This window comes from Pseudomonas sp. M47T1, assembly GCF_000263855.1.
Classification (GTDB): domain Bacteria; phylum Pseudomonadota; class Gammaproteobacteria; order Pseudomonadales; family Pseudomonadaceae; genus Aquipseudomonas.
The window spans coordinates 1-23,380 of sequence record NZ_AJWX01000041.1; the positions used below are offsets into that span (position 1 = coordinate 1).

Consider the following 23,380-nt stretch of genomic DNA (forward strand, 5'->3'; position numbering starts at 1 on the left):
AGTAACGGGAAATGAATCGAAGCTAGCAAAATGCTATATCCACGTCCACCCGTGGTTGCTGCTGATGGTTGCGGCTCGCTGAGTGGGATCACGCTTGATCAGCCCTCTCCCCGTCACGCCGCTGAAACCGCGTGATACTTAATGCCTCTGCCGGAACCCGAGCGATTGTCTGAATCACCTCAGCAGCAACCGAGACTATCACCCCGCCAATACCCATCCTCCGGTGCTCGCCTCGCGGACCTTCGATATGGGCAATACAGTTGACGAACGCACTTGTCACTTCAGAGCATTGCCTTGGCACGGGGTGCCTCCGGACACGAGATCAGAACACAACTGCGCCTTCCGGATGGCAACGCTACCCAGATCCAAAATATCCGTGGGAGTAAATGTGGGAGTATTTGTTTAGACATGAAAAAGCCCAACCTTTTCAGATTGGGCTAAGTCATTGAAAAATATGGTCGGGACGGAGTGATTCGAACACTCGACCCCTAGCACCCCATGCTAGTGCGCTACCGGACTGCGCTACGCCCCGACTAGGCGTGAATCATGTTGCGTAAAACCCGTTCCTTGTTGAAGGGAACGATCAAGAATATACCGCAAGCTTTTGAAAAGTGGAAGTATTTTCTTGATGCGATTTATTACTTTTTCAGTACCACCAGCACGTCTTCAAGTTCGGAGATCATCTGCCGAATCAGCTGCTTGTATTGCGTGGTGTCGTCCTTGGCTTCGTCGCTGGACATGCGCAAACGCGCGCCGCCAATGGTGAAGCCCTGATCGTAGAGCAAGGCGCGGATCTGCCGGATCATCAGCACGTCCTGGCGCTGGTAATACCGGCGGTTTCCGCGGCGCTTGACCGGGTTAAGCTGGGGGAATTCCTGTTCCCAGTACCGCAGTACGTGGGGTTTTACAGCGCAAAGTTCGCTGACTTCACCAATGGTGAAGTAGCGTTTGCCAGGAATCGGCGGAAGCTCGTCGTTATGACTTGGTTCCAGCATATGCCTCAACTCGGGCCTTCAACTTCTGCCCTGGACGAAAGGTGACCACACGGCGAGCCGTGATCGGGATTTCCTCACCGGTTTTCGGGTTGCGGCCAGGCCGCTGGCGCTTGTCGCGCAGGTCAAAGTTACCGAAACCGGACAGTTTGACCTGCTCGTTGTCTTCCAGAGCGTGCCTGATTTCCTCGAAAAACAGTTCGACCAATTCCTTGGCTTCCCGTTTGTTCAGGCCCAGCTCTTCATAAAGACGCTCGGCCATCTCAGCTTTCGTCAGAGCCCCCATGCGCTACTTCCTTAACGTGGCATTCAACCTTTGTTCGAGCGAGGTGAGGATAGCTTGCGTTGTGGAATTCACCTCATCGTCATTAAGAGTGCGCGATGGATGCTGCCAGGTCAAGCCAACTGCAAGGCTTTTTCTATTGGGATCAATACCTTTACCTTGGTAGACGTCAAAGAGGCTGAGGTCTGTGAGCCATTCCCCTGCATTTTCACGAATAACCTGCAGTACGGCGCTTGCCGGCACTTCACGATCGGCGACCAGGGCCAGGTCACGACGCACTTCCGGGAACTTGGACAGTTCCGAGAATTTCGGCAGCTTGCCTTCGGCCACTTCAGCCAGCACCAGCTCGAAGACGAACACCGGACGGTCCAGCCCCAGGGCTCTTACCAGCTCTGGGTGCAGGGCGCCGAGGTAGCCGACTTCACGGCCTTCGCGCACGATACGTGCGGTTTGACCAGGGTGCAGGGCCGGGTGCTTGCCTGGCTCGAAGCTGAATTGCTGCAGCGCGCCGGCAAAGCCCAGTACCGATTCCACGTCCGCCTTGGCGTCGAAGAAGTCGACGGTGTCGCGGCCCTGTGCCCAGCCTTCGGGCAGGCGCGATCCGCAGACCACGCCGGCCAACATCGGCTCTTGCTTCAGGCCGTCCAGCTGCCCGACAAAACGCAGGCCGCTTTCGAACAGGCGCACGCGGTCCTGTTGGCGGTTGAGGTTGTGTTGCAGGGCCTTGACCAGGCCCGGCCACAACGAGGTGCGCATGGCCGCCATGTCGTTGGAAATCGGGTTGGCCAGCAGCAGCGGCTCGACGCCTGGGTTGAACAGCTCGAACCACTTGGGATCGATGAAGCTGTAGGTGATCGCTTCCTGGTAGCCACGGGCAACCAGCAGGCGGCGCAGCTCCGGCAGTTCGCCACGGGCTTCGGCCTTGGCCTGGGGGGCCAGGCGGGCTTGCGGGTAACGAACCGGCAGGCGATTGTAGCCGTAAAGGCGCGCCAGCTCTTCGATCAGGTCCACTTCCAGGCTGATATCGAAGCGATGGCTTGGTACTTCAACGCGCCACTGGCCAGCAGCCTCGGCGGTGATGCCCAGGCCCAGGGCGGCGATCAGACGCTCGATTTCGGCCGGGTCCATGTCCATGCCCAGCATCTGGCTGACGCGCTCGGCACGCAGGGTGATTGGCGCGATGTGCGGCAGGTGCTGCGCGCTGACGGTCTCGATGATCGGGCCTGGCTCGCCACCGGTGATGTCCAGCAGCAGGCCGGTGGCGCGCTCCATGGCTTCACGGGCGAGATTGAAGTCCACGCCACGCTCGTAGCGATGCGAAGCGTCGGTGTGCAGGCCGTAGGAACGGGCCTTGCCCGCCACGGCGATCTGGTCGAAGAACGCGCTTTCCAGGAAGATATCGCGAGTCTTGCCGGTGACACCGCTGTGCTCGCCGCCCATGACGCCGGCAATGGCCAGGGCCCGGGTGTGGTCGGCGATGACCAGGGTGTCGGCGCGCAAGGTCACTTCCTGACCGTCCAGCAGGACCAGCTTCTCGCCCTCCTCGGCCATGCGCACGCGGATACCACCGTTGATTTCAGCCAGGTCGAAGGCGTGCAGCGGCTGGCCCAGTTCGATCATCACGTAGTTGGTGATGTCCACGGCCGCGTCGATGCTGCGCACTTCACTGCGACGCAGGCGTTCCACCATCCACAACGGGGTAGGCTTGGACAGGTCGACGTTGCGGATCACGCGGCCCAGGTAACGCGGGCAGGCGGCAGGCGCCAGTACGTCAACCGGGCGTACGTCGTCAATCACCGGTGCCACTGCGGCCACCACGGGACGTGTGACCGGGGCGTTGTACAGCGCGCCCACTTCACGGGCAAGGCCCGCCAGGGAGAGGCAGTCGCCACGGTTCGGGGTGAGGTCGACCTCGATGCTGGCGTCGTCCAGGCCCAGGTACACGCGGAAGTCTTCGCCTACCGGCGCATCGGCCGGCAGCTCCATCAGGCCGTCGTTGCCCTCGCCCACTTGCAGCTCGGACTGCGAGCACAGCATGCCGTTGGACTCGACGCCGCGCAGTTTGGCCTTCTTGATCTTGAAGTCACCCGGCAGTTCGGCGCCCAGGGTGGCGAACGGGATCTTCAGGCCCGGGCGCACGTTCGGCGCGCCGCAGACAACCTGGAAGGTCTCGCTGCCGTTGCTGACCTGGCATACGCGCAGCTTGTCGGCATCGGGGTGTTGCTCGGTGCTCAGCACTTCGCCGACGATCACGCCGGTGAAAGCGCCAGCCGCGGGGGTGACGCTGTCCACTTCAAGCCCGGCCATGGACAGACGAGCCACCAGCTCATCGCGACCTACCTGCGGGCTTACCCAGCCACGCAGCCATTGTTCACTGAATTTCATCCTGCTCTCCTAATAATTCGTTTAGCGAAATTGCGCGAGGAAGCGCAAGTCGTTGTCGAAGAACAGGCGCAAGTCATTGACGCCGTAACGCAGCATGGCCAGGCGCTCGGCGCCCATGCCGAAGGCAAAGCCCTGGAACTCTTCAGGGTCGATGCCAGACATGCGCAGCACGTTCGGGTGCACCATGCCGCAGCCCATGACTTCCAGCCAGCCAGTCTGCTTGCACACGCGGCAACCTTTGCCGCTGCACATCACGCACTGGATGTCGACTTCAGCCGAAGGCTCGGTGAAGGGGAAGTAGGAAGGACGGAAGCGTACGGCCAGCTCTTTCTCGAAGAACACCCGCAGGAACTCCTCGATGGTGCCTTTGAGGTCCGCGAAGTTGATATCACGGTCGATCAGCAACCCCTCGACCTGATGGAACATCGGCGAGTGGGTGATATCCGAGTCGCTGCGGTATACCCGGCCCGGGCACACGATGCGAATCGGAGGCTGCGAAGATTCCATGCTGCGAACCTGCACCGGCGAGGTGTGGGTGCGCAACAGCATGTTCGCATTGAAATAGAAGGTGTCGTGCATCGACCGGGCCGGGTGGTGGCCAGGGATGTTGAGCGCCTCGAAGTTGTGGTAGTCGTCTTCCACCTCAGGGCCTTCGGCAATGCCGTAGCCGATGTGGGTGAAGAACTGCTCGATCCGCTCCAGGGTGCGCGTGATCGGGTGCAGGCCGCCAGAGGTCTGGCCACGGCCCGGCAGGGTCACGTCGATTTGCTCGGCGGCGAGCTTGGCACTCAGTTCGGCTTCTTCGAAACCGGCCTTGCGTGCATTAAGGACATCTGTGACACGCTCCTTGGCATCGTTGATCAGCGCACCGACTTTCGGGCGCTCATCGGCCGGCAGGTTGCCCAGGGTCTTCATCACCTGAGTCAGCTCGCCTTTCTTGCCAAGGAATTGAACCCGGATCTGCTCCAGGGCATTGATGTCTTCAGCGTGTTGCACGGCCTCCAGAGCTTGAGAGACCAGCGCATCCAGGTTTTCCATGTACAGACTCCAGATACAAAACAGGGGAAGAGCTTAAAGGCTCTTCCCCTGTTTATGACGTTTAACACCCGTTACCGTGAACCGGCCCCAGGTGATTGTCGTGGGTACTTAGGCCAGAGTGGCTTTAGCTTTCTCGACAATCGCAGCAAACGCCGCTTTTTCGTTCACTGCCAGATCAGCCAGAACCTTACGGTCGATCTCGATGGACGCTTTTTTCAGGCCAGCGATGAAACGGCTGTAGGACAGACCGTTTACACGAGCACCAGCGTTGATACGAGCGATCCACAGAGCGCGGAACTGACGCTTCTTCTGGCGACGGTCGCGGTAGGCGTATTGGCCTGCCTTGATGACCGCTTGCTTGGCTACACGGAATACGCGCGAACGCGCGCCGTAGTAGCCTTTAGCCAGTTTCAGAATCTTTTTGTGACGCTTACGGGCAATGACGCCACGCTTTACACGAGCCATGAGTAACTTCCTCTATCTTTGACCGAAATTAACGAAGGCGCAGCATGCGCTCGACTTTTGCAACGTCCGACGGATGCAGCAAGCTGCTACCGCGCAGTTGACGCTTACGCTTAGTCGACATTTTGGTCAGGATGTGGCTCTTGAAAGCGTGTTTGTGCTTGATGCCGTTAGCGGTTTTCAGAAACCGCTTAGCTGCACCACTCTTGGTTTTCATCTTTGGCATGTTCGGATACTCCGCATTCAGTTGATAAACATAACCGCAAGGCCTGCCGTGCCCTGGTGGTTATTTCTTTTTCTTGGGGGCGATGACCATGATCAGCTGGCGTCCTTCCATCTTAGGATGCTGTTCGACGGAACCGTACTCCAGCAGGTCTTGTTCAACCCGCTTGAGCAGTTCCATACCCAGCTCCTGATGCGCCATCTCACGGCCGCGAAATCTCAACGAAATCTTGGCCCTGTCCCCATCACTAAGGAAACGTACCAGGTTGCGTAGTTTTACCTGGTAATCCCCTTCCTCCGTCCCTGGACGAAACTTGATTTCTTTTACCTGGATCTGCTTCTGGTTCTTCTTCGCCGCAGCAACCTGCTTCTTCTTTTCGAAGATCGACTTGCCGTAGTCCATGACTCGGCAAACCGGAGGCACTGCGTCGGCAGAAATCTCTACCAGATCCAGCTTCGCTTCTTCAGCGATACGAAGCGCTTCATCAATCGAGACGATGCCAACCTGCTCGCCGTCAGCGCCAATTAACCGAACCTCGCGTGCCGAGATATTCTCGTTGATCGGGGCCTTCGGTGCAGCTCGTTTATCTTGTCTCATTTCACGCTTAATAATAATTACTCCGAATCTTGGCGACCACGCCGGGAAACCGCTTGTGCGAGGAACTCGGTGAACTGGGCGACGGGCATGGAGCCCAGGTCTGCACCTTCACGGGTACGCACAGCGACAGTTTGCGTTTCAACTTCCTTGTCCCCAATGACGAGGAGATAAGGAACCTTGAGCAACGTATGCTCGCGGATTTTAAAGCCGATCTTTTCATTTCTCAAGTCGGACTTGGCACGAAATCCGCTTTCCGTCAGATTTTTTTCCACGGACTGGACAAAATCAGCTTGTTTATCAGTGATATTCATGATCACTGCCTGGGTTGGCGCCAACCAGGCCGGGAACGCACCTTCGTAGTGCTCGATCAGGATACCGACGAAACGCTCGAAGGAACCCAGGATGGCACGGTGAAGCATGACCGGATGTTTACGGCTGTTGTCTTCGGAGACGTATTCGGCACCCAAGCGGATTGGCAGGTTGAAGTCCAGCTGCAGCGTACCGCACTGCCAGACGCGACCCAGGCAATCCTTCAGGGAGAACTCGATTTTCGGACCGTAGAAAGCACCTTCGCCCGGCTGCAGATCGTAAGGCAAACCTGCGTTGTCGAGAGCGGCGGCCAGAGCGGACTCGGCACGATCCCACAATTCGTCGCTGCCCACACGCTTTTCAGGACGAGTGGACAGTTTTAGCTGGATATCCTTGAAACCGAAGTCCGAATACACGTCCATGGTCAGCTTGATGAACGCTGCCGATTCGGACTGCATCTGCTCTTCGGTGCAGAAGATGTGAGCGTCGTCCTGAACGAAACCACGCACGCGCATGATGCCGTGCAGCGCGCCCGAAGGCTCGTTGCGGTGACAGGCGCCGAACTCAGCCAGGCGCATCGGCAGTTCGCGGTAGCTCTTCAGGCCTTGGTTGAACACCTGCACGTGGCAGGGGCAATTCATCGGCTTGATGGCGTAGTCGCGGTTTTCCGACTCGGTGGTGAACATGTTCTCGGCGTAGTTGGCCCAGTGCCCGGACTTTTCCCACAGGCTGCGGTCAACCACCTGCGGCGTCTTGATCTCCAGGTAGCCGTTGTCACGCTGCACCTTGCGCATGTACTGCTCGAGCACCTGGTACAGGGTCCAGCCGTTGGGGTGCCAGAACACCATGCCCGGCGCTTCTTCCTGGAGGTGGAACAGGTTCAGGCGCTTGCCGATCTTGCGATGGTCGCGCTTTTCCGCTTCCTCGATGCGCTGGATGTAGGCCGCCAGCTGCTTCTTGTCAGCCCAGGCGGTACCGTACACGCGCTGCAGCTGCTCGTTCTTGGCATCGCCACGCCAGTAGGCGCCCGACAGCTTGGTCAGCTTGAACGACTTGAGGAAACGGGTGTTCGGCACGTGCGGGCCGCGGCACATGTCGACGTATTCTTCGTGGTAGTACAGGCCCATGCTCTGGGTGTCAGGCATGTCCTCGACCAGGCGCAGCTTATAGTCTTCACCACGGGCGGTGAAGACATCGATGACCTCGGCGCGCGGCGTGACCTTCTTGATGACGTCGTATTCGGTCTCGATCAGCTGGTGCATGCGCTGCTCGATGGCCGCCATGTCGTCCGGCGTGAAAGGACGCTCGAAGGCGATATCGTAGTAGAAGCCTTCGTCGATGACCGGGCCGATCACCATTTTCGCCGTCGGGTACAGCTGCTTGACCGCGTGGCCAACCAGGTGCGCGCAAGAGTGACGAATGATTTCCAGCCCCTCTTCGTCCTTGGGGGTGATGATCTGCAGGGTGGCGTCGTTTTCGATCAGGTCGGATGCATCGACCAGGCTGCCGTTGACCTTTCCGGCCACGGTGGCCTTGGCCAGGCCGGCACCGATGGAGGCGGCGACTTCAGCGACCGAAACCGCGTGATCGAACGAACGTTGACTGCCGTCGGGAAGAGTAATGATGGGCATGGCGCCTCCTCTCCTAGTGGTGACCCCTACCAAAGGTCACGTGGGTTGGGATGAGCCAGTACAAGATTCGGCGGTATGCCTGCCTCACAGTGGCAGGAGCCGCTAGGCCAACCAGGACCGAACCAGAGTGACTGGAATAGTAATAAGGTAACTCGCCATTGCGGTTGCCAAAGGAGCAACCCGCACCTGTCGAGGGCGACCACAATAGCACAGAATAACGCTGATGAGTGGTCGCCAGCCGGCGGCTTGCCGGAACTTGCTTTCCATCCTTCACTCTGATGAAAGGCAAGCCATACTTCGAGTCAACCTGAACCCAAGGAGCATTACGGTATGCGTCTTCAATCGCTTTTCCTTTCCCTGGCCGCGTGCGCCGCAATCACCCTGCCCCAGTTCGCCAGTGCCGGCCAGTGGCCAGCCGGGGCGGAAAGCCAGTTCCTCTCGCAATGCCAGAACGCCGCCGCCGAAAAAGCCGGCGCCGCCAAGGCCAAGGCTGTGTGCGAGTGCAGCGACAAGGCCATCACCAGCAAGCTGAGCACCGACGAACTCAAGCAAGTGGCCAACTCCGACAACGGCGTGGACGCCCAATTGCAGAAGAAAATGATGGACGCGGCAGCCAGCTGCCGGACCAAAAGCTAGGCCCTTTTGGTGCCTTGCGTGCCCCCGATTGACCCCAAAGGCCTGAAAACCGGCCAACCGAAGGCGAAATCTGTGTTTTTTTTCGTCTTTTTTTTTCGCCGCTTTTTTCCGCCAAACCCAATGAAATCAAGGGTTAGACGGCTTTTGCGGTGTAGGGACGAAAAAATAGCTGGGACAAATGCGCATCTAAAGAGCTATTCGGTCGAACATTTAGACTATGATAGCTCGGTGTGCCCAGTTGGCCTGAGCAGCACAGCACTACTTAATATGTTTCTTGGAGATACACCATGTCTAATCGCCAAACCGGCACCGTAAAATGGTTCAACGATGAGAAAGGCTTCGGCTTCATCACTCCTCAAGGTGGCGGTGACGACCTGTTCGTACACTTCAAAGCTATCGAATCCGACGGTTTCAAAAGCCTGAAAGAAGGCCAGACCGTTTCGTTCGTGGCTGAGAAAGGCCAAAAGGGCATGCAAGCTGCTCAAGTTCGCGGCGAGTAATCTCCCGAGCTAAAAAGAACCCGTCCATGTGACGGGTTTTTTTATGCCTGCGATTTACTGCCCTACGCGGTTCCGTAGCCGCTGCCGCCAGCAGCTACGGGTAGCGGCTCAGCCGCAGTTGACGCGTGTGATCGTGCCGCTGTCATCGGCATTGAGGTTAACGCGGTCCGAACGGTATTCCAAGGTCACCACGTCATGGGGCTTTAGAATACGTGCAATCTGCGAGCCCGACCCGGTGCGCGCCTGCTCCAGCAACTGCGGGGAAGCTGGCTTGCCCACGGCGAACTGGGCGCCCTCGGCATGACATCGCCCGTCACTGGCCACCGCAGGGGCCGCGCTAGCCGCCCCCCCATTGCCCGAACCATTGCCAGACGACGCACAGCCCGCCAGGGCCAGTATCGCGAGCAGGGTTACCGATGATGCACGCATGCAGGACATGAAGCCTCCTTGTGAGAAAAAAGATCTGCCCCTGTGCGACAACACATCGGCCGCAGGGTTGCATGCCAGCCAGTCTGCCCGACCCGGCTGCGGCTGGCGCAGCGCATTCATGTCCAAATGTTAATAGACATCGATGTAATCGAAGGGCGGGTTGGGCCAGTTCTGCTTCAAGGCATTGAAAATCTGCTGGACCCACACGTCATCGCACGCCGCGACCTCCCCCACGTAGCCCGAACCCGCCGCCCAGGTCTCCAGGCGAAAGCACAAGCCGTCGACCTCTTGGCCGCCCACCATCGTGGATAACCAGGCCTGCCCCGCCTTGCTGACGCGCAATTGGTTGTGGACGTGGTCATCGCCCGCGGCAATCAACTGGCGCACGGCGTCGAGGGTAAAGGCGTTGCTGTCGTTCAAATCGATGTGCACGGGGCGCTTCCAACCAGGCAAATAAGCCCGATTTTGGCATGAACCCGGCTTTATGCCTAAGTAGGAGTGCCAAAAGATGCCCCAAATGGTTTACTGGAACCCCCACGCAGGCCATTTGCCGCGACGGGACTCAGCAGCCAGGGAACCGGCCCTGCTGATGCCACTTCACCTGCTCAGGTAGCCCAGCATCATGGCCAACGTAACCGTAGTCGCCGACATCAAAGCCAAATGGCCCCAGGGGCAATGCTCCTACAGCCCGGGCAACCCCGAGGAACTGGCGATCATTGCCATCGACCTGCTGGTCAAGGAACTGGGCACTCCGGCGGCGCTGTCGTTCATCGACCAAGTGTTCGAGAAATACTCCGGCGAGCATGGGCATTACACCGCCCCGCCCGAGGCGCCTGCGCTGCCGGCTTGACCTGTTCGCCCTGCCGCTGCCGTCAGGCTGCGGCTACAGGTTTCAGATTCAGGGGCAGCGCGCAGGCTTCAGAACGTGACGCCTGCAATCAGGATGACGTTGCTGTAAGGCTGACACTCCCCTGTACGCACCACCGCCCTGGCCTGGCGGGTCAGTTGCTTGAAGTCATCATGGCTGATGGCCTCCCGCCCCCCCAGGGCGCCCTCCTCGTTCAGGCGCTCCAGCGCAACCAGCGCGGGCGGTGATGCCGCAAAGATCTCCTGAGCCAGCACATGGCGCTCCACCTGCATTTCACTGAGCACCACCGTCAGGGTCGAGACAAAGTCCGGTACGCCGGGCGTCAACGCCAGGTCGATCAGCTCGACGCCCGGCGGCACCGGCAAACCGGCATCGCCGATGACGACGATGTCGCCGTGCCCCAGGGAGGCGATCAGCCGCGACAGGGCGATGTTGAGCAGCGCAGTCTTTTTCATGGCTGCACGAACCCCGTTACATCGGCCAGGTACGGAATGGACGGCTGCGCCCCGGCCCGGGTGACCGACAGTGCCGCGGCCACCTGGCCAAACGCAATTGCCTGAAGCTCGTGCTCGCCGCGCGCCAGCGCGGCGGCGAACGCCCCGACAAAGGTGTCTCCCGCCGCCGTGGTATCCACCGCCTTTACCACCGGCGCAGGAAAGTGCTGGAAGCGACCGCCCTCGGCGAACAGCGAGCCCTGGGCCCCCAGCGTGATAATGACCTTGCCGGCGCCCTGGGCGTGCAGGTGCGTGGCGGCCTGCTGGGCGCTGTGCAACGAGTCGACCCGCACGCCGGTCAAGGCAAAGGCTTCGCTTTCGTTCGGGATCAGGTAGTCGATGGCGCGATACCAGTCAGCCGGCAGTGGCGCGCTGACCGGTGCCGGATTGAGGATCACCGTCTTGCCCAACGCCCGGCCGCGCTTGAGGGTGAAGGCCACGGTATCGAGCGGCACCTCCAACTGACAGACAATCACATCCGCCTGTTGCAACAGCGCATCGGCCTGCTGCACACGCTGCGCGCTGACCTCACCATTGCCGCCGGCGACAATGACGATGGTGTTCTGACTGGCCTCGTCCACCACAATCAGCGCCACGCCGCTGCTCACGCCGGCCGCCGTGACAACCGCCTGCCCATCGATACCCTCATCGAGCAACGCCTGGCGCAACTGCGCGCCATAGGCGTCGTCGCCCACGCAGCCAATCATGGCAGTGGGTGCGCCCAGGCGCGCAGCCGCCACCGCCTGATTGGCGCCCTTGCCGCCCGGCACCGTGGCGAACGAATTGCCCACCACGGTCTCGCCCGGCTGCGGCAAACGCTGGGCACGGGTGACCAGGTCCATGTTCAAACTACCTACTACCACGACTTTCGCTTGCATGTGCCTGCACTCTGTTTCAGCGGTATTCATTGAAAAGCCCCGTACGCGGGGCGGTCGACTCACGGAGCACAATGCTGGGGGCAACGATCTGCTGCACCACCCCTTCACTGACCTTGCTGCCAATGCGCGCCAGCAGCCGCTCGGCCGCCTGTTCGCCCAACTGGCGGATGGACTGGCCCACGGTGGTCAGCGCCGGGTACACGTAACGGCACAGCTGGATGTCATCGAAGCCGATCACCGACAGCTCTCCCGGCACGCGGATATTGCGCTCGGCGGCAGCGCGCAGCACGCCCATGCCGATCATGTCGTTGGCGGCAAATATGGCGGTAGGCGGCTGCTCGCCGTCCAGCAGCACGCCAGCGGCCCGGTAGCCCCCCGGGCCGCTGAAATCGCTTTCCAGCACCCGCGCAGGCACGGCTTGCACATTGAACTCGGCCAATGCCCGGCTGTAGCCCGCCAGGCGCATCTGCGCCACGCTGGTATCGGCCGGGCCGTTGATGCAGGCGATATCGCGATGCCCCAACTCCAACAGGTGCCGGGTGGCCAGGTAACCCCCCAATTCGTGATCGATGCGCACCAGGTCTGCGGCCACGCCGTCCAGGCTGCGGTCGACGATGACCATGGGCGTGCGCACCGTGGCCAGGCTGCTGAGCAGGTCGCTGTCTTCACCCACCGAGGCCACGATCAGGCCGTCCACGCGTTTTTCCAGCAACACCCGCAGGTAGCTGCGCTGTTTTTGCGGGTTATCATCAGAGTTGCACAGGATCACGCAGTAGCCATTGCGTTCGCAAAAGTCCTCGATACCCCGCGCCAGCTCGGCGAAGTAGGGGTTGATGCTGTTAGGCACCAGCAGGCCGATGGTGGCCGTGCTACGGGCCTTCAGCGACCTCGCCACGGCGCTGGGCACGTAGTCGAGCTGGGCGATGGCGGCTTCGACCTTGAGCCGCACCGGCTCGCTGACCGGCCGGGTCTTGTTCAGCACATGGGACACAGTGGTGTAGGAAATGCCCGCCAACGCGGCGACATCTTTGATGGTTGCCATGACTCAGCTCCGCTTCCGGGCACGTTGGCTGCGGTAGGTGTCGAGCACCACCGCCACCACGATGACCGCCCCGGTAATGATTCTTTTGGTCGGTTCAGTGGCACCGATTTGCGCCAGGCCTGCGGCCAGCACGGAAATGATCAACACCCCGAAGAACGTACTGATGACCGAGCCGCGCCCGCCCATCAGGCTGGTTCCGCCAATCACCACGGCGGCGATCACCTGCAGCTCAAGCCCCGAGCCTGCGTTCGGGTCGGCCGCCTCAAGGCGCGAAATCTGGAACAGCGCCGCCAGGCCGGCCAACAGCCCCATCAGCGAAAACACGAGGATCTTGTAGGGTTTGGGGTTGATCCCCGCCAGGCGCACCGCTTCTTCGTTAGTACCGATGCCGATCAGGTAGCGGCCAAACACGGTACGGGTCAGCACCGCCTGGGCCAGCACGATCACCACCAGGGCAATCACGAATGACGGCGAAATACCCAAGGCCAGTGGGTCGGACAACCAGGCAAACGCATCACCGATGTACGCGGTGCGCGAATCGGTCATCTGGTAGGCCACCCCGCGCGCCATCTCCAGCACACCCAACGACACAATGAACGAGGGGATGCGCCAGGCCACGGTGATGGAGCCTGTGAGGGTACCCGCCAGCGCCGCACAACCCATGCCCAGCAACGCGGCCGGCAACACGCTCCAGCCCCAGCCCAGAATGGCCACGCTGACCGCCGACGCCGCCAGGGCCAGCACCGAACCGACCGACAGGTCGATACCGCCGATGATCAGCACGAAGGTCATGCCCACTGCCAGTACCATCAGGTCGGGGATCTGGTTGGCCAGGGTGCTGAAGGTGCTGAAGGAAAGAAAGTGATCGCTGAGCAGGGAGAACAGCACAATCATTGCCAGCAATGCGCCTGCCAGGCCCAGGTAGGTGCCCAGGCCGAAGTAGGTGCCGGTGCGCTTGGCCGCAGGCGAGGCCTGAGTGTCCACGGTAGTTTTCATGCAAGGTTCCTGGGCGCTGTATCACTGACCAGCGCATCTCGTTTTTGATAACCGGCAAAAGCGGCCGCCAGCAGTTGGTCCTGGGTCCAGGTGTCGCGCTCGAAGGTCTCGATCAGGTGGCCGGCCGACAGCACGCCAATGCGATCGCAGATCAGCATCAGCTCGCGCAGGTCACTGGACACCACCACCAGCGCCTTGCCTTGGCGAGTCAGTTCACCCAGCAGGGCGTAAATGTCGAACTTGGCGCCCACGTCAATGCCACGGGTGGGCTCATCGAACAGCAGCACCGAGCAATCACGCTCCAGCCAGCGGCCGATCACCACTTTCTGCTGGTTGCCGCCCGACAATTGCGACACCAGTTGATCGGGACTGGAACTGCGGATGCGCATGGCCGCGATCTGGCGCTGGGCCAGTTGCCGCTCGGCGACACCGTTGACCAGCCCCCCTGCGGATATCGCCGGCATGTTGCCCAGGGCTATGTTGCCGCTGATTGACTGAGGCAGCAGCAGGCCCTCGCCCTTGCGGTCTTCGGTGATCAGGGCGATACCGTGGGCCACGGCGTCAGACGGCGAACGGATAGCAGCCTTGCGCAGGGGCGAACCCACCTCCACATGACCGCTGTCCGCCGCGTCGGCGCCGAAGATAAGCCGCAGCAACTCGGTGCGCCCTGCGCCGATCAGCCCGGAAATGCCAAATATCTCGCCCTTGCGCACTTCGAACGAGACGTCGCGGACCTTGTCGGCACGACTCAGGTTTTTCACCGACAGCGCCGGCCCGCCAATGCTGCGCGGCCCCAGGTCAATGTGTTCGCCCAGTTCGCGACCCACCATCAGGTTCACCAACTGTTCGCTGTTGTAGTTGCTCATCGAGTCCACGCACACCAACTGGCCATCGCGCAACACGGCGATGCGTTGGGCCACCTGCGCCAACTCTTCCAGGCGATGTGAAATGTAGACAATGGCCACGCCACGCGCGCGCAAGCGGGCGATTTGCTCGAAGAGCATCTCCACTTCCCGCGAGGTGAGCATGGCCGTGGGCTCGTCGAGAATCAGCACATGGCAATCGCCGATCAGGTTGCGGGCAATTTCCACCATCTGCTGATGGCCGATGCCCAGCTCGCCCACCGGCGTGTCCGGGTCTATGGCCTCCAGGCCGACCTGGGCCATGGCCTGCAGGGCTGCTTCGCGCAGGCGCTTGCGGCTGATCCACCCTGCCCGGCTGGGCAAATTGTCGAGAAACAGGTTTTCGGCCACCGACAAGGTCGGCAACAAATTCAACTCTTGCATGACCATGCGCACGCCCAGGGTTTCGGCGGCCGCACGGCTGCCCGGGCAATAGGCCTGGCCCTGGTACTGCATCTCACCGACGGTGGCGGCTTCAAGGCCGCCGATGATCTTGGACAAGGTGCTTTTGCCGGCGCCGTTCTCGCCGGTCAGGGCCAGCACCTCGCCACGCACCAACTCCAGGTCGATGCCTGACAGCACGGGCTGGGCGTAAGTCTTACCGATACCACTGACCGAGAGTACGACGTTCGGGGCAGCAGCTGACATAGGAATTCTCCAGGCGCCCGCCCGGAAAGGGCAGGCGCGGCAATGCTAGCGGGCAATCAGGGCTTGGTGACCAGCTCTACCGGGGTCTCGATCACGCCATTGGCGGCGCCATCAATGGGCTCGTGCTTGATCATCTTCAACGCCGCCTGAATACCGAACACCGCCTGCTTGGCGGCGAACTGGTCGGCCGTGGCCAGCACGCGACCATCCTTGAGCATCGGCTTGATGGCGTTAATGTTGTCGTAGCCCACCACTTGCACCTTGCCCACCTTGCCGGCAGCACGAACGGCCGAGACCGCGCCCAGCGCCATGCTGTCGTTACCGGCCAGCAAGGCCTTCAGGTCGGGGTATTCGTTGAGCATGGCCGAGGCAACGGCATTGCCCTTGTCGATTTCCCAGTTGCCGGACTGGGTGGAGACGATCTTCATCTGCGCCGCATCCATCGCATCCTTGAAGCCGGCGGTACGCTGCTGGGCGTTGGTGGTGGTAGGTACGCCTTCAATGATGCCCACCTGATCGCCCGCCTTCAGCTGCTTGGCCAGGTACTCGCCCACCAGGCGCGCGCCCTTGCGGTTATCAGGCCCCACGAACGGCACGCTGATGCCTTTGCTCTTGAGTACATCAGCGTCCAGCTGGTTGTCGATGTTGATGACGGTGATACCGGCATCCATGGCTTTCTTGATCACCGGCACCAAGGCCTTGGAGTCAGCGGGGGCGATGACCAGGGCATCGACCTTGGACACGATCATCTGCTCGACAATGCGGATCTGGTTCGCGGTGTCGGACTCGTCCTTGATACCGTTGGAAATCAGGTCGAAATCAGCAGAATGGGCTTTCTGATAGTCCTTGGCGCCGTCTTCCATGGTGAGGAAGAACTCGTTGGCCAGCGACTTCATCACCAGCGCGACTTTGGGCTTGGCGGTGTCGGCCACGGCCTGGGACAAGGGGGCAACCGCGCAGACGGCGGCCAGCAGGGAGACGGCGAGCAAGCGTCCAGCGAATGGCAATTTCATGGGGTCACTCCGATCTTATGATTATTGTTTGCAGCGGATGTGCGCAGGATCGTGCTGAAAGGATAAAGCAGGGATCCCTCAACGCAAACGTTTGCGTTAGTGGACTATGAGAACGCCGCGCGACTTTGTCAACGGGTCGCGCGGTGATTTTGTGACGCCCTGCCGGAACACGGCCGGGTGCGGGGAAAGGTCCTACACAGGGGTAAACGCCCCCTTGGTTACAGCATAACCCAAAGCAGCGAATTCAATCTTCCGGCTTCACCGTGGCCACCTCATCGGCCCGCACGCGCACGTGTTTGCCAGAGATGTCAGTGAATTCATAAAAGCCATCGGCGTTTTTGGTATCGGGCTTGGCGCGGGTGATGTACTGGGTGCCGTTCTGCAGGGTCACCACCGTTTCAGTGGAACAGCCAGCCAGGGCCGCAGCCGCCAGCCCCACGGAAGCCAGCCACAGGTGTCGAGTATTCATCTGCCGTCTCCTCACGTAAAAAACACACACTTCCTACGTAATAGAGCCATCGGCAAACAGAATAATTTCGTCGCTGCGCAGCAAAAGGAAAAATTCGCGGTCAGAGGGGCTCTTCTTCAGTAGACCTGTTGCGAAATTGCCCACAGTAAAATACTGTATGCACGTACAGCAAAATAAGGAATGCTTCGTGGCCAATACCCCTTCCCCGCTCGACAGCTATCAACAGCTGGGTCTGCGCATCTCGAAAATCATCAACGCACCCACGGCGCAGAAGGCCAGGTCGGCGCTGATTTTCAAACTGGACCATGAATCGCCCGAGGACTGGACACAGCTGCTGGAGGAGATTGGCGAGAACGATAACGTCACCCTTGCCTGGCGCGACGACGGTGGCGTGCAGATTTTCTGGGTAGTACCCAAGGAAGACTGAGCCCTCCAAGGCTTGCCCTTTACAGTGGCGGGCACTTCGGTGACCTGCCCTCCCCCCGTTTTTGATTGGAAAATTGCATGTTCAGGAAATTAACCACGGCGCTGCTGGCGTTGATGCTCGTCTGCGGCCAGGCCTTTGCCGATGTACGCATAGGCACCTGGAACCTGGAGCACCTCAGCGTGCGCCCCGGCAAGGATTTCGCCAGCATTGCCAAGGTCGCGCAGAACGTCGACTTCCTGGCCGTACAGGAGCTGATGAACGAGGATGGTCTCACCGCCCTGCAAAAGGCACTGGAGCAGGCCACCGGCAAGAAGTGGTCGGCCATGGCCTCCCACGCCACCGGGCGCAGTTCCTACAAGGAAATGTATGGTTTCGTGTGGCGTGATGACGCCGTTTCCTATGAAGACGGTGCCGCAACCTACTTGGACAAGGGTGACCACTTTGAACGCGAACCTTACTCGGCGCGCTTCCGCAACCTGAAGGACAACAGCACCTTCGTGGCTGCCACCGTGCACATCCACTACGGCAAGACCGTGGCCGACCGCACCAAGGAAATCGCCGTGCTGGGCGATTACTGGGCGTGGCTGAAAAGCGTGTACGACGGCAACACCAACATCATGCTGATGGGCGACTTCAATACCCCACCCACCTCCACTGCCTGGGCCGGCCTGCGGGTCAGCGCACGGCCGCTGATGCTGCAAGGCGCCAGCACGCTGTCCACCACCGACGGCCAGTTCTCGAACCTGTATGACAACATCTTCGTGTCCAACGAAAGCACCATCAACGTCAAGAGCGTGCAGGTGTTCGACTACCCCAGCTACCTGAAGATGAGCAATGCCAAGGGGCGATCCAGCGTCTCGGACCATGCACCGATCTTCATGGACGCGGTGATGGGCGGCAAAGCCACCGGCAAGGCGGCACCCTTTGCTGCGGCAAAACCGACCACCACCGCCACCGCGCAGGTCGCCAGTGCAAGCGCCAGCAAGAGCGGCCCGGTGCGAGGCAACCGCAACTCCATGACCTACCACCGCCCGGACTGCCCGTCCTACAACTCGATTTCGGCGAAGAACCAGGTCGAGTTCGACAGCGAGGCGGCCGCGCTGGCGGCCCATTACCACATCGCCGGCAACTGCCGTTGATCTGCGGCCGCCGCTTCACGGCGGCGGCTTGATGTTTTCACACCGTATTTCAATGAGAGGGTATATGCGACGTTTTGGCTTGACCATGATGGCCTTGGTGCTGACGCTGGCTGCAGGTGCGGCGTCGGCCAGGAGCTTGACTCGGCATGACGTGGAAATGTGCCGCTGGGGCGCCGATATTGCCGCCCAGGCCCAGCAGTCCAAGCTGTCCGGCAGGACGCTGTACAGTGCCCGGCGCAGGCTGCAACAACGGCACTTCAGCCAACCCTGGATGCGCAAGATGGCCCTGGGCATCACCGACCAGACCTACCACAGCCGTTCGCGACTGCGCCCTGCCTCGGTGAAGCAGACCTACTACCAGGGCTGCCTCCACCACGAAAAAGCACGCCACTGATGGCACCACGCGGTGCCTGTAGCAGCGGCCCCGGGCCGCGCCGCAGACGCCGCGCACTGCCTGACACAACCCCTCGCAAGACGCAGCCTCGCAGGAGCTGCCGCCAGGTCGTAATCCGTGGCCATGGCCAGTCAGTTGGCCTGGTGTTCCACCACCACCGATTTGATGCCTTGGGAGGCCAGCAACTGGGCGCGTTTCTGCTCGGCTTCTTCCTTGCTCTGGAATGGCCCCAGGTACACCAGCTGCTTGCCGTCACGCTGGGCCACGCTGGCCACGAAGCCGTTCTCGATCAGGCGCGAGGTCATGTCGCTGAGCGCGCCCATGTTGGCGCCATCGACAATTTGCACTTCCCAGCCATGGGCAGCCGTGGCGGCAGCAGCAGGCGCTGCGTCCTCAGCTGACACTTCCTGGCCTTCGCCACACACTTCGCGCACCTTGGCGTTGTTGCCATCTTCATCGATGACGGCCTTGAAACCATCCTCGGTCTTGATGGCCGCGTAATTGCGGTAGCCCTCAAACTTGCCCGACGCATCCTTCTGCCGAACCTGACCGCAGACATCACCCTTGTCCGTGGTGCGCACATTGGTGAAACGCGCCGTTTTGGGATTGTCCAGGTGCAGCAAAACAGCCTTGGCCGACTCTTCCACGGCACTGCCACAGCCGGCCAGCATCAATACCGCACCCACCACCATCAATTTGCGCACGCGCCCACCTCCCGAAAATAATCGGCCAATTTTACCACCGATCGTCGCATACAGGCCGCACAGGGCTAACACATGTACTCCGAAGCGGTCTTCTATGGCATGAGCAGGCTTTTTCAAGCCACTGCAGGCAGGGCTGGCGATGAAGTTATTGATGCTGTTGCTGCTGCTGTTGATCGCCCTGATATTGCTGGCGGCCGCGCTTAATGCAGCGGCGCCCCCCGCATAAGCGCAACGCCCTTCACGCCGTGGTGCCACTGGCTGATAATGTTCGGGCTTTTACCGCCTGAAAGAGACCACCATGATTGCCAAAGCAGACCGCAGCTCGCTTGCCCTGGAAAAATTCGCCGCCAGTAACCCACAGCTGCTGGACGAGATCAAGGACCTGAGCCCTACCGAACAACAGCAGCAGATTCAGTGGGCGTTCGACGACCAGGCTGAAGATCAGGGCATCGAGCCCTGGGAGCTGACCTTGGAGTTGATCGCCAACAGCCCCGAAGAACTCAAGGCCATGCGCCTGGAAGTGCATCAGGAAGTGGCCCAGACCCTGGGCATGAGCTGGGAAGAATATTGCTCGTTCAACGAAATCGAGCCCTGACCGTCGGCCAACCATGCCAGACACCCCGGGTGCCTGGCACTACCCCAGGAGTGCTTTATGCAAGCTGATGAGGATTTCGACCATGGCGACGAAGCGCCGCTCAACGACTCGGACGAAGGCGAAGCTAACCTGGACACTGACGAAGTCCTGCCTGACGAGCCCGAAGTCTTGGTTGATGAGGGCATCAACGGCGTCGACTAACCGTGGGCTACTGAAGGCGCCGGCAGGTCCCCTACCCCGCGATAGCGCACCACGATGCCGCGGATCTTGTGATCATGGCGCAGTTGATCAAGCTTGCGAGTGGCCTCGGAGCGCGAATCGAACGGGCCCACGAAGACGCGACTGACGTTATCTTCGCGCGCCACGTAGGGTGAATACCCGAAGCCTGCGAGCTTCTTGCTCATCAGGCTGGCCGACTCCGCACTGGTGGATGCCAACTGCACCGACCATCTTACCCCGGCAATTTCGTTGGGCCCTTTCGACCCCGCCACGGGCGCGGCCGGCGCCTGGGCTGGCGGCGCCACTGGCACGGCCGCCAGTGGGTAACCACATGCCTGAGCGGCACTGGCATTGCTGCCCTGCGGGTCCAGCACTACCTGGAAGCCATCCGCGCCCTTGCGTGCCAGGTAATGACCAAACCCTGAGTAGGCGCCGTAGCTGTTCTTGCCATTCACCTGCCCGCAGACACTGCCATCGGCCAGCTCGCGATCTTCACGAAATTGCGCCGAAGCCGGATCCATCAACTGGTAGGCCACGGCCTTGTGGGCGTCCTGTATGGCGCTGTCACCACAACCGGCGAGCAGCGAGGCAGCCATCAGAATGGAAAATGTGCGCATGAGAAGACCTCCACATGGGGACTACATCCTTGATTCTAGCAGCGCCGCGCATGCGAGCTGAGCAATCGCCACCAGACCCGAATTGACTATAGGCCCCCTCGGCAAACGGCGACAAGCGGTCAGGTTCGGTAAGGGTGTTGATTTCATGAAAGACAGGAGCTCAGGTTACGCGGACCGCAGAAGGCCCCGCCAATGAGGGCAGCACGCGGGTGCAAGCCAGCACCGATGGATGCTGACACTGCCAGTACGGGCGGGGGCCGAGCGGCACGACACCCCATGAACAGCGAATCAGGAGTGTCCTACGCAAACTTTGGAAAAGCTACACACACCACGCACTACAGACAGGTACTCAACGCCGCCAACCGCTGGTGCGCCAGCGGCGAGCCCTGTTCCGCGAAGTAAGCCACCGCACTGCCGGTGCCGGCCTGGCGTACGTCGGCAAAGTTCTTGGAGTCGACCATCACGGTCAGGCTGCCGTCCTTCGCCGGTTCGGTGTGGGAATCGGCGGCGGCGCCCGACAGCACTTCGTCCTGCCAGGAGTATTCGATGCACTGGGCAACGTCCTTGGCCGGCTTCTGCGAAGTAAACGAGCGATAGGCGCCCTGGCTGCGGACCTGGTCCATGTTTGCCGACATGCAGCCGCCCAGTGATACCAGCAGCATTGCGCTCAACAGCTTACGCATGGTGTTCCCTCATGATTAGTCAGGGCGGCACTTTAGCATCCGCGCACCCTCAATGCCGTGTCAGGATGGTTTCCTGCAGGCAAACAAAAAAGGCGACCCTTTCGGATCGCCTTTTCTACACCGCCCAGCAGAGCGGATTTTGTTTGGTAGGCGCGATTGGACTCGAACCAACGACCCCCACCATGTCAAGGTCTGCTTGAGCAAGCTGCAAGCCTTGGTGCTCAAGGTTTCACAGAACGCCCATTCACATTAAGAGGCGTCACAAATGGCCAACTTCCGCTTACTTCCGTCCGGCAACTGGAACGCTCAGGTACGAGTTAAGGGCAAATCTCCGCAGTCCAAAACCTTCCGCACCAAAGCTGAAGCAGAGTCATGGGCGAACCAGCTCGAAGCCGTCACGATGGATCGCAAACATCACACCATTTATACGTTGGGCATGACGTACGGTGAAACGATGCTCAAGGGCAAAGGAAGCTACGGCCATGCACTGAAAATCGTGGAGCATCTTGGCAGGGACTTCACCCAGCCTATTCACGAAATCACTCCACAGATGATCAATGACTTCAAGATCATGCGATTGAAGACGGTGAAGCCATCCACGTGCAGGACGCAACTCGCCTTTATGTCACGCTTCTATCGGTTCGCTAAACGCGGGTTACTGATCGATATTCACAACCCCGTGAGTGATATCGCACTCCCAAAGCCAGATCGGTCGTCTGACAAGGTCATCCGTGCGAGCGAGCTTGAGCGACTGCTCGCGAAACTCTCCCCTAGCATGAAGATGATTGTTGAACTGGCATACGAGGCTGCCATGAGGAGGTCTGAAATCCTGAAGCTAACGAAAGAGTGCCTGCACCTCAAGGAACGAATTGCCGATGAGCCATCAGGTAAAGGAAGGAACGCTGCCAAGTGGGCCAAGGTCAAGGAAACCCTAACCAAGTATCCAACCATGTCTGCTGACGAAGTGGCCCGCGTTGCTCACTGTGGTGTTGCAACGGTGTACAGGATCAAGCGGGAAACAATGGCAGCCTGATACGGGGCGCTACAGCGTCACTCCTGGTCAAACTTCGGGGCTACGTGCCCCAACTTATTTGTGGTGCCCTTTGGGCGTTTCTGGGCAAGCCCGCTGTTCGATACTAAGCACCACCCGAAAAACCACCAGATTTATTTTCCAAGCTCGACAGCCAAACGCCTGTTGAAGTGCATTGAAAATTTTGGCGGCGGCAAGGAATTGGCTGGGGCGAGTCATGTCGAATCCCCGCTGCTCGCTCACACCCTCAGTTTCAACGCCGTGCAGGATGACAGTCCTTCGGTGTGGGCGGGCTGTCGCTACAGCACAACCTCTCTATCATTCAACGCGATTTCTATCACCTGCTCTGGCGATAGTCCCTCCGGATAATCAGCTTCATCGAAGTATTCGTCTGGCCAAAAAATCAAATCGGATACGCGTTCATTAGGTATGTTGATTTCCAGCATGTGCAACCAAAAATCAATGTCGTGTTCGGCCCCATCGCACTCCATTACCCTTCGGGCCAGCTCTATCAGCTCCTGCTTGGTTACATCTGTCACACGCTGTTCATACGGTGTTGCTAAGACCTTGCGAACCCAAGTGTCGTGGGTTTGCCCACCATAGATTCCCTGAAAGTCGATGAATTCAAACTCGGTCATGGTTTCTCGATTGAACGCGGCCAACTGCTCCCGAGTTCGGTCGGGATGTCCACAATCAATTTGTTCAGAAAGGTTCGTCAGCCGAGCGACCAAAGATTCATCCAGCATCGGCGGCATTAAATCAGGGCGAAGCTCCATA

The 23,380-nt window shown here is 60.1% G+C and carries 30 protein-coding genes, 2 tRNA genes and 1 pseudogene; 10 read left to right on the forward strand and 23 right to left on the reverse strand.

The genetic code is table 11. The features are described 5' to 3' along the window. Positions 1-455: 455 nt before the first annotated feature. From PMM47T1_RS27370 to thrS, 9 genes are all read right to left on the reverse strand, one after another. Positions 456-532 (reverse strand) — tRNA-Pro (locus PMM47T1_RS27370). A gap of 106 nt (positions 533-638) precedes the next feature. Beyond that, positions 639-995 (reverse strand): MerR family transcriptional regulator, encoded by a 357-nt coding sequence (locus PMM47T1_RS27375; protein ID WP_008375355.1) that lies wholly within the window; start codon positions 993-995, stop codon positions 639-641. After that, on the reverse strand, positions 976-1,278 hold the full coding sequence (gene ihfA, locus PMM47T1_RS27380; RefSeq protein ID WP_002553164.1) for an integration host factor subunit alpha: 303 nt from the start codon (positions 1,276-1,278) through the stop codon (positions 976-978). Before ihfA ends, PMM47T1_RS27375 begins: the two co-directional genes overlap by 20 nt. 3 nt (positions 1,279-1,281) lie before the next feature. Beyond that, on the reverse strand, positions 1,282-3,660 hold the full coding sequence (gene pheT / locus PMM47T1_RS27385; protein WP_008375357.1) for a phenylalanine--tRNA ligase subunit beta: 2,379 nt from the start codon (positions 3,658-3,660) through the stop codon (positions 1,282-1,284). Between the two features lie 21 nt (positions 3,661-3,681). Beyond that, entirely contained in the window at positions 3,682-4,698 is a 1,017-nt protein-coding gene (gene pheS / locus PMM47T1_RS27390; RefSeq protein ID WP_008375359.1) for a phenylalanine--tRNA ligase subunit alpha, read from the reverse strand. Positions 4,699-4,806: 108 nt separating this feature from the next. Further along, positions 4,807-5,163: a 50S ribosomal protein L20 gene (gene rplT, locus PMM47T1_RS27395; RefSeq protein ID WP_002553161.1), complete on the reverse strand. Its 357-nt coding sequence runs from the start codon at positions 5,161-5,163 to the stop codon at positions 4,807-4,809. Between the two features lie 28 nt (positions 5,164-5,191). Next, a complete protein-coding gene (gene rpmI, locus PMM47T1_RS27400; RefSeq protein WP_002553160.1) occupies positions 5,192-5,386 on the reverse strand; it encodes a 50S ribosomal protein L35 in 195 nt (64 codons plus the stop codon). A gap of 60 nt (positions 5,387-5,446) precedes the next feature. Beyond that, positions 5,447-5,998, reverse strand: a complete 552-nt coding sequence (gene infC, locus PMM47T1_RS27405; RefSeq protein WP_177323411.1) for a translation initiation factor IF-3 — start codon at positions 5,996-5,998, stop codon at positions 5,447-5,449. After that, a complete protein-coding gene (gene thrS, locus PMM47T1_RS27410) occupies positions 5,998-7,920 on the reverse strand; it encodes a threonine--tRNA ligase (protein WP_008375363.1) in 1,923 nt (640 codons plus the stop codon). Before thrS ends, infC begins: the two co-directional genes overlap by 1 nt. 330 nt (positions 7,921-8,250) lie before the next feature. On the opposite strand from thrS, the gene PMM47T1_RS27415 reads away from it, so the two are divergent. Both PMM47T1_RS27415 and PMM47T1_RS27420 read left to right on the forward strand, forming a co-directional pair. Continuing rightward, complete coding sequence (locus PMM47T1_RS27415; protein WP_008375366.1) at positions 8,251-8,556, forward strand: hypothetical protein; 306 nt, start codon at positions 8,251-8,253, stop codon at positions 8,554-8,556. A 287-nt stretch (positions 8,557-8,843) separates the two neighbouring features. Then, positions 8,844-9,056, forward strand: coding sequence for a cold-shock protein (locus PMM47T1_RS27420; RefSeq protein WP_003234260.1), 213 nt, complete (start codon positions 8,844-8,846; stop codon positions 9,054-9,056). Between the two features lie 108 nt (positions 9,057-9,164). Here PMM47T1_RS27420 and PMM47T1_RS27425 read toward each other — a convergent pair whose 3' ends face one another. After that, on the reverse strand, positions 9,165-9,494 hold the full coding sequence (locus tag PMM47T1_RS27425) for an I78 family peptidase inhibitor (protein ID WP_008375372.1): 330 nt from the start codon (positions 9,492-9,494) through the stop codon (positions 9,165-9,167). Between the two features lie 120 nt (positions 9,495-9,614). Then, positions 9,615-9,917: a hypothetical protein gene (locus PMM47T1_RS27430; protein WP_008375375.1), complete on the reverse strand. Its 303-nt coding sequence runs from the start codon at positions 9,915-9,917 to the stop codon at positions 9,615-9,617. Between the two features lie 190 nt (positions 9,918-10,107). On the opposite strand from PMM47T1_RS27430, the gene PMM47T1_RS27435 reads away from it, so the two are divergent. Then, positions 10,108-10,335 carry a hypothetical protein gene (locus tag PMM47T1_RS27435; RefSeq protein WP_008375376.1) on the forward strand — a complete coding sequence of 76 codons (228 nt, stop codon included), beginning with the start codon at positions 10,108-10,110 and terminating at the stop codon, positions 10,333-10,335. A gap of 68 nt (positions 10,336-10,403) precedes the next feature. Here the strand turns inward: PMM47T1_RS27435 and rbsD are convergent, their stop codons facing one another. The 7 genes from rbsD to PMM47T1_RS27470 form a co-directional block, all read right to left on the reverse strand. Next, entirely contained in the window at positions 10,404-10,808 is a 405-nt protein-coding gene (gene rbsD, locus PMM47T1_RS27440) for a D-ribose pyranase (protein ID WP_008375377.1), read from the reverse strand. After that, positions 10,805-11,725, reverse strand: coding sequence for a ribokinase (gene rbsK / locus PMM47T1_RS27445; RefSeq protein WP_008375379.1), 921 nt, complete (start codon positions 11,723-11,725; stop codon positions 10,805-10,807). The genes rbsD and rbsK overlap by 4 nt, the downstream gene beginning before the upstream one ends. A 16-nt stretch (positions 11,726-11,741) precedes the next feature. Next, positions 11,742-12,767 (reverse strand): LacI family DNA-binding transcriptional regulator, encoded by a 1,026-nt coding sequence (locus PMM47T1_RS27450; protein WP_008375382.1) that lies wholly within the window; start codon positions 12,765-12,767, stop codon positions 11,742-11,744. 3 nt (positions 12,768-12,770) lie between these two features. Beyond that, positions 12,771-13,763: an ABC transporter permease gene (locus PMM47T1_RS27455; RefSeq protein WP_008375384.1), complete on the reverse strand. Its 993-nt coding sequence runs from the start codon at positions 13,761-13,763 to the stop codon at positions 12,771-12,773. Then, positions 13,760-15,313, reverse strand: a complete 1,554-nt coding sequence (locus tag PMM47T1_RS27460; protein WP_008375387.1) for a sugar ABC transporter ATP-binding protein — start codon at positions 15,311-15,313, stop codon at positions 13,760-13,762. The genes PMM47T1_RS27455 and PMM47T1_RS27460 overlap by 4 nt, the downstream gene beginning before the upstream one ends. 56 nt (positions 15,314-15,369) lie before the next feature. After that, complete coding sequence (locus tag PMM47T1_RS27465) at positions 15,370-16,326, reverse strand: sugar ABC transporter substrate-binding protein (RefSeq protein ID WP_008375389.1); 957 nt, start codon at positions 16,324-16,326, stop codon at positions 15,370-15,372. Positions 16,327-16,570: 244 nt separating this feature from the next. Then, positions 16,571-16,795: a YgdI/YgdR family lipoprotein gene (locus PMM47T1_RS27470; protein ID WP_008375391.1), complete on the reverse strand. Its 225-nt coding sequence runs from the start codon at positions 16,793-16,795 to the stop codon at positions 16,571-16,573. Positions 16,796-16,952: 157 nt separating this feature from the next. On the opposite strand from PMM47T1_RS27470, the gene PMM47T1_RS27475 reads away from it, so the two are divergent. The 3 genes from PMM47T1_RS27475 (at position 16,953) to PMM47T1_RS27485 (ending at position 18,755) form a co-directional block, all read left to right on the forward strand. Further along, positions 16,953-17,222: a DUF1654 domain-containing protein gene (locus tag PMM47T1_RS27475; protein ID WP_008375394.1), complete on the forward strand. Its 270-nt coding sequence runs from the start codon at positions 16,953-16,955 to the stop codon at positions 17,220-17,222. Positions 17,223-17,299: 77 nt separating this feature from the next. Continuing rightward, positions 17,300-18,361, forward strand: coding sequence for an endonuclease/exonuclease/phosphatase family protein (locus PMM47T1_RS27480; protein ID WP_008375397.1), 1,062 nt, complete (start codon positions 17,300-17,302; stop codon positions 18,359-18,361). Between the two features lie 64 nt (positions 18,362-18,425). Then, on the forward strand, positions 18,426-18,755 hold the full coding sequence (locus tag PMM47T1_RS27485; protein WP_008375400.1) for a hypothetical protein: 330 nt from the start codon (positions 18,426-18,428) through the stop codon (positions 18,753-18,755). Between the two features lie 131 nt (positions 18,756-18,886). Here PMM47T1_RS27485 and PMM47T1_RS27490 read toward each other — a convergent pair whose 3' ends face one another. Beyond that, positions 18,887-19,459, reverse strand: a complete 573-nt coding sequence (locus PMM47T1_RS27490; RefSeq protein ID WP_008375402.1) for an SPOR domain-containing protein — start codon at positions 19,457-19,459, stop codon at positions 18,887-18,889. Positions 19,460-19,531: 72 nt separating this feature from the next. Between PMM47T1_RS27490 and PMM47T1_RS30655 the strand changes: the two genes are divergently transcribed. The 3 genes from PMM47T1_RS30655 to PMM47T1_RS30020 all read left to right on the forward strand — a co-directional run bounded on the left by PMM47T1_RS30655 (position 19,532) and on the right by PMM47T1_RS30020 (position 20,255). Further along, the gene (locus PMM47T1_RS30655; protein WP_274379888.1) at positions 19,532-19,663 is read left to right on the forward strand and encodes a hypothetical protein; all 132 of its coding nucleotides are present in this window, start codon (positions 19,532-19,534) and stop codon (positions 19,661-19,663) included. Between the two features lie 94 nt (positions 19,664-19,757). Beyond that, complete coding sequence (locus PMM47T1_RS27495; RefSeq protein ID WP_008375404.1) at positions 19,758-20,054, forward strand: DUF6388 family protein; 297 nt, start codon at positions 19,758-19,760, stop codon at positions 20,052-20,054. Positions 20,055-20,111: 57 nt separating this feature from the next. Beyond that, entirely contained in the window at positions 20,112-20,255 is a 144-nt protein-coding gene (locus PMM47T1_RS30020; protein ID WP_157213094.1) for a hypothetical protein, read from the forward strand. On the opposite strand, the gene PMM47T1_RS28785 is transcribed toward PMM47T1_RS30020, so the two are convergent. From PMM47T1_RS28785 to PMM47T1_RS27515, 3 genes are all read right to left on the reverse strand, one after another. Further along, positions 20,252-20,890: an SPOR domain-containing protein gene (locus tag PMM47T1_RS28785; protein WP_008375406.1), complete on the reverse strand. Its 639-nt coding sequence runs from the start codon at positions 20,888-20,890 to the stop codon at positions 20,252-20,254. The genes PMM47T1_RS30020 and PMM47T1_RS28785 overlap by 4 nt on opposite strands. 335 nt (positions 20,891-21,225) lie before the next feature. Continuing rightward, complete coding sequence (locus PMM47T1_RS27510; RefSeq protein WP_008375408.1) at positions 21,226-21,573, reverse strand: hypothetical protein; 348 nt, start codon at positions 21,571-21,573, stop codon at positions 21,226-21,228. A gap of 144 nt (positions 21,574-21,717) precedes the next feature. Continuing rightward, positions 21,718-21,788 (reverse strand) — tRNA-Val (locus PMM47T1_RS27515). 50 nt (positions 21,789-21,838) lie between these two features. Between PMM47T1_RS27515 and PMM47T1_RS27520 the strand changes: the two are divergent. Then, positions 21,839-22,465, forward strand: a pseudogene (locus tag PMM47T1_RS27520) (tyrosine-type recombinase/integrase); the annotation flags it as partial. Between the two features lie 437 nt (positions 22,466-22,902). Here PMM47T1_RS27520 and PMM47T1_RS27525 read toward each other — a convergent pair. Continuing rightward, the gene (locus tag PMM47T1_RS27525; protein ID WP_008375413.1) at positions 22,903-23,379 is read right to left on the reverse strand and encodes a hypothetical protein; all 477 of its coding nucleotides are present in this window, start codon (positions 23,377-23,379) and stop codon (positions 22,903-22,905) included. Position 23,380: the final 1 nt, after the last annotated feature.

What these genes read in the sequence shown, in the direction of transcription:
- PMM47T1_RS27375 (WP_008375355.1), bottom strand. Translation starts at nt 995, where the DNA reads ATGCTGGAACCAAGTCATAACGACGAGCTTCCGCCGATTCCTGGCAAA.
- ihfA (WP_002553164.1), bottom strand. Translation starts at nt 1,278, where the DNA reads ATGGGGGCTCTGACGAAAGCTGAGATGGCCGAGCGTCTTTATGAAGAG.
- pheT (WP_008375357.1), bottom strand. Translation starts at nt 3,660, where the DNA reads ATGAAATTCAGTGAACAATGGCTGCGTGGCTGGGTAAGCCCGCAGGTA.
- pheS (WP_008375359.1), bottom strand. Translation starts at nt 4,698, where the DNA reads ATGGAAAACCTGGATGCGCTGGTCTCTCAAGCTCTGGAGGCCGTGCAA.
- rplT (WP_002553161.1), bottom strand. Translation starts at nt 5,163, where the DNA reads ATGGCTCGTGTAAAGCGTGGCGTCATTGCCCGTAAGCGTCACAAAAAG.
- rpmI (WP_002553160.1), bottom strand. Translation starts at nt 5,386, where the DNA reads ATGCCAAAGATGAAAACCAAGAGTGGTGCAGCTAAGCGGTTTCTGAAA.
- thrS (WP_008375363.1), bottom strand. Translation starts at nt 7,920, where the DNA reads ATGCCCATCATTACTCTTCCCGACGGCAGTCAACGTTCGTTCGATCAC.
- PMM47T1_RS27415 (WP_008375366.1), top strand. Translation starts at nt 8,251, where the DNA reads ATGCGTCTTCAATCGCTTTTCCTTTCCCTGGCCGCGTGCGCCGCAATC.
- PMM47T1_RS27420 (WP_003234260.1), top strand. Translation starts at nt 8,844, where the DNA reads ATGTCTAATCGCCAAACCGGCACCGTAAAATGGTTCAACGATGAGAAA.
- PMM47T1_RS27425 (WP_008375372.1), bottom strand. Translation starts at nt 9,494, where the DNA reads ATGTCCTGCATGCGTGCATCATCGGTAACCCTGCTCGCGATACTGGCC.
- PMM47T1_RS27435 (WP_008375376.1), top strand. Translation starts at nt 10,108, where the DNA reads ATGGCCAACGTAACCGTAGTCGCCGACATCAAAGCCAAATGGCCCCAG.
- rbsD (WP_008375377.1), bottom strand. Translation starts at nt 10,808, where the DNA reads ATGAAAAAGACTGCGCTGCTCAACATCGCCCTGTCGCGGCTGATCGCC.
- rbsK (WP_008375379.1), bottom strand. Translation starts at nt 11,725, where the DNA reads ATGCAAGCGAAAGTCGTGGTAGTAGGTAGTTTGAACATGGACCTGGTC.
- PMM47T1_RS27450 (WP_008375382.1), bottom strand. Translation starts at nt 12,767, where the DNA reads ATGGCAACCATCAAAGATGTCGCCGCGTTGGCGGGCATTTCCTACACC.
- PMM47T1_RS27455 (WP_008375384.1), bottom strand. Translation starts at nt 13,763, where the DNA reads ATGAAAACTACCGTGGACACTCAGGCCTCGCCTGCGGCCAAGCGCACC.
- PMM47T1_RS27460 (WP_008375387.1), bottom strand. Translation starts at nt 15,313, where the DNA reads ATGTCAGCTGCTGCCCCGAACGTCGTACTCTCGGTCAGTGGTATCGGT.
- PMM47T1_RS27465 (WP_008375389.1), bottom strand. Translation starts at nt 16,326, where the DNA reads ATGAAATTGCCATTCGCTGGACGCTTGCTCGCCGTCTCCCTGCTGGCC.
- PMM47T1_RS27470 (WP_008375391.1), bottom strand. Translation starts at nt 16,795, where the DNA reads ATGAATACTCGACACCTGTGGCTGGCTTCCGTGGGGCTGGCGGCTGCG.
- PMM47T1_RS27475 (WP_008375394.1), top strand. Translation starts at nt 16,953, where the DNA reads ATGCACGTACAGCAAAATAAGGAATGCTTCGTGGCCAATACCCCTTCC.
- PMM47T1_RS27480 (WP_008375397.1), top strand. Translation starts at nt 17,300, where the DNA reads ATGTTCAGGAAATTAACCACGGCGCTGCTGGCGTTGATGCTCGTCTGC.
- PMM47T1_RS27485 (WP_008375400.1), top strand. Translation starts at nt 18,426, where the DNA reads ATGCGACGTTTTGGCTTGACCATGATGGCCTTGGTGCTGACGCTGGCT.
- PMM47T1_RS30655 (WP_274379888.1), top strand. Translation starts at nt 19,532, where the DNA reads ATGTACTCCGAAGCGGTCTTCTATGGCATGAGCAGGCTTTTTCAAGCC.
- PMM47T1_RS27495 (WP_008375404.1), top strand. Translation starts at nt 19,758, where the DNA reads ATGATTGCCAAAGCAGACCGCAGCTCGCTTGCCCTGGAAAAATTCGCC.
- PMM47T1_RS30020 (WP_157213094.1), top strand. Translation starts at nt 20,112, where the DNA reads ATGCAAGCTGATGAGGATTTCGACCATGGCGACGAAGCGCCGCTCAAC.
- PMM47T1_RS28785 (WP_008375406.1), bottom strand. Translation starts at nt 20,890, where the DNA reads ATGCGCACATTTTCCATTCTGATGGCTGCCTCGCTGCTCGCCGGTTGT.
- PMM47T1_RS27510 (WP_008375408.1), bottom strand. Translation starts at nt 21,573, where the DNA reads ATGCGTAAGCTGTTGAGCGCAATGCTGCTGGTATCACTGGGCGGCTGC.
- PMM47T1_RS27525 (WP_008375413.1), bottom strand. Translation starts at nt 23,379, where the DNA reads ATGGAGCTTCGCCCTGATTTAATGCCGCCGATGCTGGATGAATCTTTG.